We start from the raw sequence: 12,615 nt of genomic DNA on the forward strand, positions 1-12,615 counted from the left end.
ATAAATAACATATAGTGATTATTGGTGTAATTACAAAAAACGAGAATAACTTAAGTAAGCATTTCTAAATAATTGAGAAACCTCATCTAAAAAGATAAGAAAATATCCCTAATAAAACTTCTGTAACATTTTAGATAACTGATTGTAAGCTGAATAATAAACTATAAGGAGACGGTTAGACGGTCTCCTTTTTTTGCGTATTATAATTCTAGAATTGTTGGAAATTGATAATAATTAACAAGAAATATTAGACAGGAACTTCGAACTGCTTATCACATTCTTATTATTATATATTTGCGTAAGTAGTCCTGGTAGTCTCAATGCACTATTCTATCTTGAAACTAAGAAGTTATAGAAGGAGCAATGATAGAAAGCACGAGAATACAAATAGCGATTAAATATTTTTCTAGACAACCTTAGTTAATTCACACAGATATATTTTAGGTACAGTCTTACAGATATAGAGTTAGTGCTGTGTGAATCCTGATGTTCGCAGTGCATAGGAGTCAAGTAAGATTCTAGCCAGTATAGAAAGTGGAAGTCTGGAGCGTACCTCATAATCTGGGAAGAAGGAGCCTTCTGATTTAAAGCCAACAAAAGGAATCTCGATATGTTCCATCAAACTTGAATGACGATTAGCAGTAAGCAAAATTGTCCCGATCTCAGCTTTATAACAGTTTTCAGCTGCGGTAGTCAATTCCTTTGTTTCACCGTTTAGTGAAACAAAGATCACGATGTCATCTTTGGATAATTTTCTACTAATGTTTTTTATGATATTGGGATCAGTATGCATCTCACAATATTTACCGGTAAGTTGAAATTTGACCATCATTTCCTGAGCAATCAATTCTGAAAAACCTCGGGCAAAAATCATGATTCTTCTAGCAGCCTTGATTCGTTGAATAGCATCTTCAATATTCCCGCTTTCTACCATATTGATGGTGCGGATTACCTCTTGCTCATTTTTAAGAATAGCAGTCTTTATTCCTTCATCAACTTTATCAAGAGCGGCAAAATTGATATTTGTATTTTCTTTTTCTTTTAACGAATGTTTAAAAGACGTAAACCCCTCATATCCTTTTTTCTTCATAGTACGAACGACGGTTGCTGTTGAAACGTTGGCATATTCACTTAGTTTTACAATGGAATAGGAGGGGATTTCGAGTATGTGACTTTGAATAAAATCCCAGAGATATTTCTCCGATTCACTTAATTTTGTATCCATATTTTGCCTCCGATTAGTTAGGATAATTCTATTGTAAAGCGGGAGTTTCCTTTACTTCAAGTTTATTTAATATATTTTGTAAAAGTTTTCAATGAATTTAGTCATTTATGAAAACATTTACATTCGATCTTGATACATAATGAATATGTAAGAAAGGAGGAGCGTAAATGTCAGTTTATACATGTACTTTAAACTTGGCAATCGACCTTTTTATCGAAACAGATGAAATGAAACCATCCCAAGTCAATCGAACAAACGATGATGATATACAAGCTAATGGAAAAGGGGTGAATGTTTCATTGATCATGAAGCAATTAGGTATCGATAGTACAGCTTTAGGATTTAAAGCAGGTTTTACCGGGAATTATATTGAGGATTATTTGCATCAAAAAGATATTAGCACTGATTTTATTAGCGTACCGGGAATGACTAGAATCAACGTTTTTACACAAGTTAATAAAACCAATGAAGAATTCAAATTGGTTAATAAAGGACCTGAGATTCCTCAGGAACAAATCAAAACTTTTCTAAATCAAATACAAAAGCTGCAAGCTGACGATTATTTGTGTGTTTCTGGCAGTTTGCCGCGAGGGGTCTCACCCGAAATTCTTATTGATATCAGTCGTATTTGTTTTGAAAATAAGGTCCATCTGATTATTGATTCAAGCTATCCGGAAATAATTGATTGTCTGCCGTATCAGCCGTTCTTATTAAAACCAAACGAGGAGGAATTGCAATCTTGGTATAATGTCGAGCTTAGTGATCGTGAAGGATATATTCATTATGCTGAACGCTTGATTGCCGATGGAGCGAAAAATGTTCTCCTTTCTCTAGGAGGAGAGGGAGGAATATTTTTAAATAAGGATATCGTTTATTCTGGGAATTCTCCTAAAGGTAAAGTAGTCAATACAGCGTGTGCTGGTGACACTTTGTTGGGAACATTTCTTGCAGGATATTTAAAAGGTGAACAGGTAGATATTAATTTGAAGAAAAGTTTAGCAGCTGGAAGTTCAACCGCTTTTCGTAAAGGATTAACAGATTTTTCGGATGTTGCAGAGTTGGAAAAACAAATCGAAATCAAAGAGGGAGCGAGTAAAAAATGACAACTTACAAAATTGTTGCCGCAACAGGATGTCCAACAGGAATTGCCCACACTTATATGGCTCAAGAAGCATTGGAGCAGGCAGCTAAGCGCAAAGGGGTATCTATCAAAGTTGAAACCCATGGTCAAGTAGGGATAGAGAATGAATTAACACCAGAAGAAATAAAAAACGCTGACGCTGTAATCATTGCAGCTGACAAAGATGTTCAAGCAGAACGTTTCGCAGGTAAGCGTGTAATCGATGTGCCTGTCAGCAAGGGGATTAAAGATGCTGACCAATTGATCGAAGATGCGTTGGCTGGTAAAGGTTCAATCACTGCAGAAAACAAAACAGTTGACGCTGCTGGTGAGAAAGCGGAGATGGGGGTTGCAGCAGGCATTGGTCACAGTATTTATAAAAATCTCATGAACGGTGTTTCTCATATGCTGCCGTTTGTAGTGGCAGGTGGGGTAATTATTGCAATTTCGTTTGCCATCTGGGGTGTGTACTCTTTTGATCCCAATGATCCTACTTACAATCCGACTGCCGCTATGTTAAAGGGTGTTGGTGATGCGGCAATGGGAATGATGGTTCCTATTTTAGCAGCTTATATCGCTGAAGGAATCGCTAAACGTCCTGGTTTGGTTGTTGGGTTTGTTGGCGGACTGTTAGCCAATTCTGGCGGAGCCGGTTTCTTAGGCGGAATTTTTGCAGGTTTCTTAGCAGGCTACTTTATCTTACTATTGCAAAAGGTCATGAAAGGCTTGCCTAAACAATTGGATGGTCTGAAGGCGATCTTCTTATATCCGGTGATCGGTGTCTTGTTTGTTGGTGTAGTCATGTCTTTATTAGCAAATCCAATGGAAGCAGTCAACCAAGGAATGATGAATTTCTTGGCAGGATTCCAAAATTATAATCCATTAATTTTAGGGATTATCGTTGGCTGTATGTCAGCATTTGATATGGGAGGTCCAGTCAATAAAGCGGCTTATGTTACAGGGACTGCGTTGTTGGCACAAGGTAACCATACATTTATGGCAGGGGTTTCGGCAGCTTGTATCGCGCCCCCATTGATTACTGGATTTGCCGCACTGTTTTTTGGAAAATATTTCGATACGAATGATCGCAACGCTGGTTTAGTCAACTTTATCTTGGGCTCAACGCACATTACCGAAGGAGCAATTCCATTTGCGGCTAAAGATCCGCTGCGTGTTCTGCCAACTATGATGCTAGGTTCATCAATTGCTGCTGTACTGACATATATGTTTGGTGTCCAAGTTCCCGCACCTCATGGAGGTTTTCTAGTATTACCTGTTGTTACTGGTAAGGTTGCATGGGTAGGGTCGATTTTACTTGGTTCAATCGTTGGCGGAGTAATTTTAGGGTTGATCCAAAAACGTAGTGTAGAAAAACGTGAAGCAGAAGCAGCTACTGTTGAAATGAAAGAAGCAACCAACAACTAAAGGTTATTCTAGAAAGAAGGATTTCAAATGACTTTGATCAAAACAAATAAAGTTTTTATGAATAAAAATTTTACGACGCAAGATGAGGTAATGAACTTCCTTGCAGATCAGTCAATTGTCTTGAGCATTAGTGAAGACCGAGATGCAGTTTACGAAAAATTGATGGAAAGAGAAGAAGAAAGCACGACTGGTATGATGGATGGTTTTGCCATCCCTCATGCCAAAGATGCTAGTATCAAGGATGCCGATATTGTGATTGTTCGGTTAAACGGTAAGGTCGATTGGAAAAGTTTAGATGGAGAAGGAACGGATTTTGTAATCGCTCTGTTTATTCCAGATTCAGAGGCTGGAACAACCCATCTAAAATTTTTATCTCAGGTAGCCAGACTTTTGATGCACAAAGATGTGACAGAAGGTCTGAAACAAGCCCAGTCTGCTGAAGAAATAGCTGAACTTTTAAACCAAAAATTAGAAGAAAACTAAAAAGGAAGTAGTGAAATCATGCCTTTAACAGAAAAAAAGAAAACTTATATTCGTCAACTAAGTAATGAAAGTGGCATCATCAGTGCGTTAGCAATCGATCAACGTGGTGCCTTGAAAAAAATGATCGGTAAATTTCAAAATCAATCAGCAACCGATGAACAAATCATCAATTTCAAAAAAATCATTTCTTCTGAATTGACTCCATATGCTTCAGCAATCTTATTAGATCCAGAATATGGGTTGCCGGCAGCCGAAGTTCGCGATAAAAATGCTGGTCTGTTGTTGGCCTATGAAAAAACTGGTTACGATGCTTCAACTCCAGGACGTTTACCGGATATTTTATCTATTTGGTCTGTAAAACGTCTAAAGGAGCAAGGGGCCGATGCTTGTAAGTTCTTGTTATACTACGATGTAGATGAATCTGATGACATCAATGACCAAAAGAAGGCTTTTATGGAGCGGATTGGTTCTGAATGTGTTGCTGAAGATTTGCCATTTTTCTTAGAATTGGTTTCTTATGATGCCAACGATCCTGATACTTCTTCGAAGGAATATGCCTTGAAAAAACCGCATAAAGTAAATGAAATGATGAAGGAATTTTCTAAGCCTCGCTATGGAGTTGACGTTTTGAAAGTGGAAGTTCCTGTTAATATGAACTATGTGGATGGTTACACTAAAAATGAAGTTGCTTATACCAAAGAAGAAGCTGCTGCTTATTTCAAAGAACAATCCGAGACTACCAACCTGCCATTTATTTTCTTGAGCGCAGGAGTAACTGCTGAATTGTTCCAAGAAACCTTGAAATTTGCAAAAGAGGCTGGCTCTACATTCAATGGGGTACTCTGTGGGCGCGCAACTTGGGCGAATGGTGTAGAACCATTCGTTACTAAAGGTGAATATGTTGCCAAAGAATGGATGCAGACACAAGGACGCAAGAACATCGAAGAGCTGAATAATGTTTTGAAAGAAACAGCAACAGCTATTAAATTGTAAGAAAGCTTTAACTATAACCTTAAGTTTGTAACCTAATGATTTTTAATAATCAATTTGAGCTTTTAAATAAAGAATTGGAAGCGTCCCGACGCTTCCTTTTTCGTTTGTTTTTAAGGCATGATAGGTTCTATGTTGTCGTTCAATAAGCGCAAGAAGGTCAGCATTTTTTTCTTAGAGTATGCAAAATTGCTTTTCTACCCAATGATTTAAAACGGAGAGGCACCCTTGGATATGGTAGATGGTGAAGTAACGCATTTCTTCTGTGATCACGGTTTTTTTGTCTTCTTGTAGCCAGATTTTTAAATAATTTTCTTCGATCAGATTATTTAATCTCTTTTGAAATTGGATATCTCCGTGGTTGATGACGAATAACTTGTATACGAACGTATTCGTATAGACATAGTCGATCAAATGAGCGTATAGATCCTCGTAGCTATGTGTCGTATCGTAGGAAATGATTTCATCCAAGTCTTGGAAAAAGCTATTTTCCAGTTTTTCATAAAGATCATAGATATCCGTATAATGTGTATAAAATGTCGAACGGTGAAGATCAGCAGTTTCGGTCAGTTCACGGATGGTGATGTTTTGAATTTTTTTATCTACTAATAATTTTGATAATGCTTCTGCTAACGCTTTTTCTGTTTTTTTGACGCGGCGATCCTCTTTTTTCATTTTGCAGCCTCCTAATCAACATAATCAAGGAATTGTGTCGGTTATCCGACAATTTCACCGCTATCTGAACATAGATAACCGACACCTTGTCTATTATAATATAAGTATAGCATATCAATATTTAAAGAATAGGAGAATAAGTGATGGAATTAGCCTTTAAGCAACTGGAAAAGAAAGACTACAAAAAAGCCATTCAATTCGCGATTAAAGGTATGCACTTTGATTGGTATACCAAGAACAAACTCCTTTTGAATCTTTATGGAAGATACTTTTGGTATCTAGAATTGAATCGCGCGACACAAATCATTGCTTTATATGCGGATGATGAGCTGGCAGGTGTTTTATTAGCAGACATCAAAGGAAAATCAAAAAAGCATCATTCATTTAGTCAAAAGTTATATGTTAAACTATTTGATTTCTTACAAAATGCATTTGTGAAAGACAGCAAAGGCGGGTATGACGACACCAATGACGAATTGCTTTCAGACTATTTAAAAAAACATTCCCCAGATGGAGAAATTGTCTTTTTAGCTGCCAACCCTGATTTAAAGATCAAGGGGATCGGTAGTAAATTATTAAAAGAATTTGAACGCCGAGAGCAAGGAAAAGAAGTATTTCTGTTCACGGATAGCGGCTGTACGTATCAATTTTATGAACGACGCGGTTTCGAACGGAAAAAAGAAAAAGATATCGTCATGAAGATCCTTAATAAAGAAGTAGATCTCCGCTGTATGTTATATAGTAAGATCATTCAGTAATGTTTTTTACTATCAGAAAGCAGAAGTACCACGAAGGTCAATGGAAAAAGCGAGTAATTGATCCATTTAGATGAAGATAGGTGTAGTCTCAAAGATATTAGCTGGCAAAGATATCCCCAGTTAAAAATAGATTTCTGTATCCAACAATAAAAATATTTTTGTATTTATTAGTATATATACTTTACAAAAATTTGTATATATACTAATTTTTTTGTAGGATCAATGAAATGAGGGGAAAATATGCCAAAATATAAAGAAATAGCCTTGGCTCTAAAAGAGAGGATCGTTGAGGGAAAATATCAGGAAGGTTCTAAATTACCTGAGCAAGAAAGTCTGGCTAGAGAGTTTAAAACAAGCCGTGTTACTATCCGCAAAGCTATACAACTCCTTATTGATGAAGGTTTGTTATATATGAGACGTGGATCTGGTACTTTTATACGAAGCAATATCAGACAGGACAATGAGAATGTCACTCAAGTAAATAATGTATTTGGCACTTCATCACAAGAAAATACAAATGTGACAAGTAAAATAATCCGTTTTGATGTCCGGTTTCCGACAGATTATGAAAGGCGGCTTTCTGCAACCTACTTCCGATCCCCTTCCTGCAAATCATGGGTATAAAAAAATAGGCATATTAAGCGGGCTAGGAGGAGAAATATTCACATATCATTTTTTCATTCCGCAAGCTGCGTCAAGTTATTTGGAATTTGTAGAACAGATGAGAGAGGTAGAAGCAGCACTACAAACTACTTTTCAATAAGTAGGAATTATAGAAATTTTACTCAAAAAATCTTCATTAAAAAATCTGACTAAATAAGTTGAGAAAACAGAATATACTTCAATATCCAGTGATTTATAAATATCATTCACTCATGATACCCAGCTCCATACCACAAATAATGATATTTTTTAAGAGAAAAAATTATCCCTATTTTAAATAATAGCAATAGGTAGTGGTAGGGAGAAATTTATAAATAACTTTTTTATTTGCTTTGGTAGCCAAGTAAGTTGCAAAAGAAAAATAGATACTGTTAAAAAGATAATGTAGACATAGAAACAAATACGTAAAATTTTAGTTAGAATAATGGCAAGGAGAAAAAACATGATAGATGAAAAAAAGTGTTTAAAAAATCTATTGGAGGATATGGATGATATTGAAGAAAAACTATCTAAATGGACTGGGAAAACAAATATGGGAGCGTCAATAATTTTGTGTAAATAAATTGTCCTCCTGCAAAATAATTAGTTACTCAGTAAACATTGAAACTAATGTATCGGTTACCTGTTGAAAACCTTTATGGCTTCTGTTTAGAAATTTTTGATTGTATGTATCAAAAATGCTGACTAGAAAGCGTTCTAGTGATTCTTCATTTTGAAACTGCTCTTTTCTACGGCTGTATCTTTTAATTTGCTTATTGAAAGACTCGATTAGATTGGTTGAGTAAATGGTTCTACGAATGCTAGGTGGAAAATCATAAAAAGTTAATAAGTCTTGGTTTTCTATGAGTGACTGCGTCACTTTAGGATAGTTTTTCTTCCATTTCTCAATCATGCCGGATAAGAAGGTATTCGCTTCTTCTTTTGAGTTAGCTTGATAAACAGCCTTAAAGTCATCACAGATTTCTTTTCGGTCTTTGACACGTACTTTATGAGCGATATTACGAGATACATGGATACAACAATGCTGATATTTTGCTTTAGGATAAATTTGATGGATAGTATCTTTCATGCCTTTTAAGCCGTCCGTAATAAAAAGCAAGACTTCTTGAACTCCTCTGGAGTTAATATCCTGTAGCAGCTCATTCCAAACGTATGTTGATTCAGTTGGAGCAATCGCATAACTCAGTACTTCTTTAGTGCCGTCTTCTCGTATACCAATGGCAATATAAATCGCTTCTTTGGATACAGTTTGACGTTTTAGTGGAATGTAAGTAGCGTCCATAAAAATAGCGACATACTTATCATTTAAGGCTCTGGATTTAAAGGCATTTACTTCTTCAGTCAGAACTTTAGTCATGTTGGACATGGTTTGTGGAGTATAGTGATGACCGTACATTTTTTCGATCAAATCAGCAATTTCAGACATCGTAACACCTTTTTCGAATAAATGGATAATAGTGGTTTCCAATGTATCGTTTGTTCTTTTGTAGGCTGGTAAAGTTTGTTGTTTAAACTCACCATTACGATCTCTAGGTATTTCCAATGTTAATTCACCATATTCGGTTTTGATTGATCGAAAGTAAGAACCGTTTCTCGAATTACCTGAATTAAAACCAGTGCGATCATATTTTTCGTAATCTAAAAAAGCCGTTAATTCAGTCCGTAGGAGTGTGTTTATCGCTTTTTCTAAGTGCGAACGGAATAATTCATTTAAATCGCCTTTAGTGACTAGAGTTTGCACAATTTCTGTAGTAAAATCATTCATAGGGAAGTCCTCTTTTCTGTGAATTGGTTGTCGTTAACTTTATTCTACAGAAGGGACTTCCTTTTTTGTATGGATTTTTTCATTTACACAAAATATTTTATACTCTCAACAAAGTATCTTCGATTAATACTTGCTCAAGTTATGTGCAGCTACGAAAAAGTAGGTACCGAGGTACTTTCTTTTTCGCAGCTTTTTTTGGACTTATGAGAAGTACATTCGCTGGAAGAATACGATATAAAACGAGCTTTTTCACTAAAGATATTAATAGAGTGAAAGAAACAAGCTTTTGTTGTCAGTTTTTTCACTTTTCTAAAAATGAAAATAAAAAATTCTGGAAGTGGAGAAGAATTTTGCTTGCTATACTTTGTCTTGTAGAAAAGAGGTGGACAAAATAATGCAAGCTCAAATAAGCGATTTTCCATAACCTTGGTAGGAATGACAAATTAAATAGGAAAGGGAAGTAATAATATGGATAAAAAAAAGTTATCTCTATTCGGTTTTTTTGCCCTGACAGCTTCCATGGTTTTGACTGTTTATGAGTATCCGACCTTTGCAACATCACAATTACATTTGGTTTTCTTTCTTCTTTTGGGAGGTATTTTATGGTTTCTACCAGTTGCTTTATGTGCTGCAGAAATGGCAACAGTTGAAGGATGGAAAGATGGTGGGATTTTCAGTTGGGTTAGTCAAACTTTAGGAGAACGTTTTGGTTTTGCAGCTATTTTTTTCCAATGGTTTCAAATTACAGTAGGTTTTATTACAATGATCTACTTCATACTAGGAGCGCTGTCGTATGTAATTAATTTTCCAGAGCTTAATACAGATCCATTTATCAAGTTTATTGGTGTATTAGTCATTTTCTGGGTACTGACTTTTTCACAGTTGGGCGGGACCAATCGTACCGCTAAAATTGCTAAAGCAGGATTTGTCATTGGAATTGTTATTCCTTCGATCATTCTCTTTGGTTTAGCAGCAGCCTACTTTATCGGCGGTAATCCGATTCAAATGGCTATTAATGCGAAAGCTTTTATTCCTGACTTTTCTCAGCTTTCAACTTTAGTAGTATTTGTATCTTTTATATTGGCTTATATGGGCGTAGAAGCTTCAGCATCACATATTAATGAGCTGGAAAATCCCCAAAGAAACTACCCATTGGCAATGTTTTTACTAGTGATTTTGGCCATCGCCTTAGATGCAATCGGCGGTTTCTCAGTAGCAGCGGTTATTCCACAACATGACTTGTCTCTCAGTGCTGGTGTAATCCAAACATTTGAAACGCTTATTTTACATTTTAACAGTCATTTGCATTGGTTGGTAAAAGTGATTGCTCTCATGATTGCCTTTGGCGTTATGGGTGAAGTTAGTTCTTGGGTAGTTGGTCCATCACGAGGGATGTTTGCAGCTGCTCAGCGAGGTCTGTTACCAGTTTTCTTCCGGAAAACTAATAAACAAGGCGTTCCAGTTCCGTTGATTATGATACAAGGAATTATCGTTACTATTTGGGCAGCAGTCTTAACTTTTGGTGGAGGAGGCAACAATTTATCATTCTTAGTAGCAATCTCCTTAACTGTTGTCATTTATCTCGTAGGATATTTACTATTTTTCCTAGGTTACTTTGTATTAGTTTTTAAGAAAAAAGACTTAAAACGAACTTACAATGTACCAGGAAAAACTGTTGGCAAAACGATTATCGGTGGAATTGGTTTTATTTTATCAGTGTTCGCATTGCTTATCTCTTTTGTACCACCAGCTTCAATTGCAGCTAGTGAGCACCGAACATACCAAATCATACTACTTATTAGCTTTGTAGTGACTGTTCTTTTACCTTTTATCATTTATGAAGTACATGATAAAAGTGCTCACACAACTATTGAGGAACCTACTCACGTGAAAGCTGAAGACGCTAATCCCGCTGTTTATCCAGCTGCTAGAGGAGAGCACCACGTTACAAAAAATGATGAACATATTTTAAAACATTAGGAGGAGTTCATTATGTTATACGGAAAAGATAATCAAGAAGAAAAAAACTATTTGGAACCAATTTTTGGCTCTGCAAGTGAGGATGTTGACTTGCCTAAATATAAGTTAAACAAAGAATCCATTGAACCACGAATTGCTTATCAATTAGTACAAGACGAGATGTTGGATGAAGGAAATGCGCGATTAAACTTAGCTACTTTTTGTCAAACGTATATGGAACCTGAAGCAGTGAAATTGATGACCCAAACGTTAGAAAAAAATGCAATTGATAAATCAGAATACCCACGAACAACGGAAATTGAAAACCGCTGTGTAAATATGATTGCTGATTTATGGCATGCTCCAAATAATGAAAAATTCATGGGAACTTCAACGATCGGCTCTTCAGAAGCCTGCATGCTGGGTGGTATGGCCATGAAATTTGCTTGGCGTAAACGTGCTGAAAAATTAGGTCTTGATATTCAAGCAAAAAAACCTAACCTGGTGATCTCTTCTGGTTACCAAGTTTGTTGGGAAAAATTCTGTGTATATTGGGATGTGGAACTGAGAGAAGTCCCAATGGATGAAAAACATATGTCAATTAATCTAGATACTGTCATGGATTATGTGGATGAGTACACAATTGGTATTGTAGGTATTATGGGTATTACTTACACTGGTCGTTATGATGATATCAAGGGTCTGAATGATTTAGTTGAAGCTCACAATAAACAAACTGACTATAAAGTATACATTCATGTTGACGCTGCATCGGGTGGCTTTTATGCACCATTTACTGAACCTGATCTAGTTTGGGATTTTCAATTGAAAAATGTTATCTCAATTAATTCTTCAGGTCACAAATATGGTTTGGTATATCCAGGTGTGGGTTGGGTCTTATGGCGTGACCAACAATACTTACCAGAAGAATTAGTATTTAAAGTTAGTTACTTAGGTGGAGAAATGCCAACTATGGCTATCAACTTCTCTCATAGTGCAGCACAACTAATTGGTCAATACTACAACTTTGTACGCTATGGCTTTGATGGTTATCGTGATATTCACCAAAGAACTCATGATGTTGCTGTTTATTTAGCCAAAGAGATCGAAAAAACTGGTATTTTTGAAATCATTAATGATGGATCAGAATTGCCAGTTGTGTGCTATAAGCTGAAAGAAGATCCCAATCGCGAATGGACACTATATGATTTATCTGATCGTCTGTTAATGAAGGGATGGCAAGTCCCAGCCTACCCATTACCTAAAGACTTGGATCAATTAATTATTCAACGCTTAGTTGTTCGAGCAGACTTTGGAATGAACATGGCTGGTGATTATGTACAAGATATGAACCAAGCAATTGAAGAGTTGAATAAAGCTCATATTGTTTATCATAAAAAACAGGATGTGAAAACGTACGGCTTTACTCACTAAAATTCTTCAGAGAAATATAAAAGAAGTTAATTAACTAATAAAAGGAGTTGTGATTACCACACAGCTCCTTAAATCTATTTGAATAAATATATGAAATTCATTTGTTACACTCTCAATC

The 12,615-nt window shown here is 36.0% G+C and carries 10 protein-coding genes and 1 pseudogene; 8 read left to right on the plus strand and 3 right to left on the minus strand.

Going from position 1 to position 12,615, the window contains the following annotated elements; all coding sequences use genetic code 11:
• Positions 1 to 466 precede the first annotated feature (466 nt).
• The gene (locus RBL01_RS01245; RefSeq protein WP_002331208.1) at positions 467 to 1,225 is read right to left on the minus strand and encodes a MurR/RpiR family transcriptional regulator; all 759 of its coding nucleotides are present in this window, start codon (positions 1,223 to 1,225) and stop codon (positions 467 to 469) included.
• A 167-nt stretch (positions 1,226 to 1,392) separates the two neighbouring features.
• On the opposite strand from RBL01_RS01245, the gene pfkB reads away from it, so the two are divergent.
• The 4 genes from pfkB to lacD are packed head-to-tail and all read left to right on the plus strand — an operon-like array spanning position 1,393 to position 5,246.
• Positions 1,393 to 2,328 (plus strand): 1-phosphofructokinase, encoded by a 936-nt coding sequence (pfkB, locus tag RBL01_RS01250; protein WP_002331209.1) that lies wholly within the window; start codon positions 1,393 to 1,395, stop codon positions 2,326 to 2,328.
• Complete coding sequence (locus RBL01_RS01255; protein WP_307781010.1) at positions 2,325 to 3,770, plus strand: PTS fructose transporter subunit IIBC; 1,446 nt, start codon at positions 2,325 to 2,327, stop codon at positions 3,768 to 3,770. Before pfkB ends, RBL01_RS01255 begins: the two co-directional genes overlap by 4 nt.
• 27 nt (positions 3,771 to 3,797) lie before the next feature.
• Entirely contained in the window at positions 3,798 to 4,253 is a 456-nt protein-coding gene (locus RBL01_RS01260; protein WP_002336650.1) for a fructose PTS transporter subunit IIA, read from the plus strand.
• A gap of 18 nt (positions 4,254 to 4,271) precedes the next feature.
• Positions 4,272 to 5,246: a tagatose-bisphosphate aldolase gene (gene lacD / locus RBL01_RS01265; RefSeq protein WP_307781009.1), complete on the plus strand. Its 975-nt coding sequence runs from the start codon at positions 4,272 to 4,274 to the stop codon at positions 5,244 to 5,246.
• Positions 5,247 to 5,356: 110 nt separating this feature from the next.
• Here the strand turns inward: lacD and RBL01_RS01270 are convergent.
• Positions 5,357 to 5,918, minus strand: a pseudogene (locus RBL01_RS01270) (TetR/AcrR family transcriptional regulator).
• 143 nt (positions 5,919 to 6,061) lie between these two features.
• Here RBL01_RS01270 and RBL01_RS01275 point away from each other — a divergent pair.
• Together RBL01_RS01275 and RBL01_RS01280 are read left to right on the plus strand one after the other, a co-directional pair.
• Positions 6,062 to 6,676, plus strand: coding sequence for a GNAT family N-acetyltransferase (locus RBL01_RS01275; RefSeq protein WP_016853131.1), 615 nt, complete (start codon positions 6,062 to 6,064; stop codon positions 6,674 to 6,676).
• Between the two features lie 240 nt (positions 6,677 to 6,916).
• Positions 6,917 to 7,300 carry a GntR family transcriptional regulator gene (locus RBL01_RS01280; protein WP_061343379.1) on the plus strand — a complete coding sequence of 128 codons (384 nt, stop codon included), beginning with the start codon at positions 6,917 to 6,919 and terminating at the stop codon, positions 7,298 to 7,300.
• 625 nt (positions 7,301 to 7,925) lie between these two features.
• Here RBL01_RS01280 and RBL01_RS01285 read toward each other — a convergent pair.
• Positions 7,926 to 9,104 (minus strand): IS256-like element ISEf1 family transposase, encoded by a 1,179-nt coding sequence (locus RBL01_RS01285; protein WP_000997695.1) that lies wholly within the window; start codon positions 9,102 to 9,104, stop codon positions 7,926 to 7,928.
• A 468-nt stretch (positions 9,105 to 9,572) separates the two neighbouring features.
• Between RBL01_RS01285 and gadC the strand changes: the two genes are divergently transcribed.
• Both gadC and RBL01_RS01295 read left to right on the plus strand, forming a co-directional pair.
• Positions 9,573 to 11,084 carry a glutamate:gamma-aminobutyrate antiporter gene (gene gadC / locus RBL01_RS01290; RefSeq protein WP_002323137.1) on the plus strand — a complete coding sequence of 504 codons (1,512 nt, stop codon included), beginning with the start codon at positions 9,573 to 9,575 and terminating at the stop codon, positions 11,082 to 11,084.
• A 12-nt stretch (positions 11,085 to 11,096) separates the two neighbouring features.
• Entirely contained in the window at positions 11,097 to 12,497 is a 1,401-nt protein-coding gene (locus RBL01_RS01295; RefSeq protein ID WP_002287852.1) for a glutamate decarboxylase, read from the plus strand.
• Positions 12,498 to 12,615: the final 118 nt, after the last annotated feature.

The sequence above is a fragment of the Enterococcus sp. SB12 genome (genome assembly GCF_030910025.2).
GTDB classification, from domain to species: domain Bacteria; phylum Bacillota; class Bacilli; order Lactobacillales; family Enterococcaceae; genus Enterococcus_B; species Enterococcus_B faecium.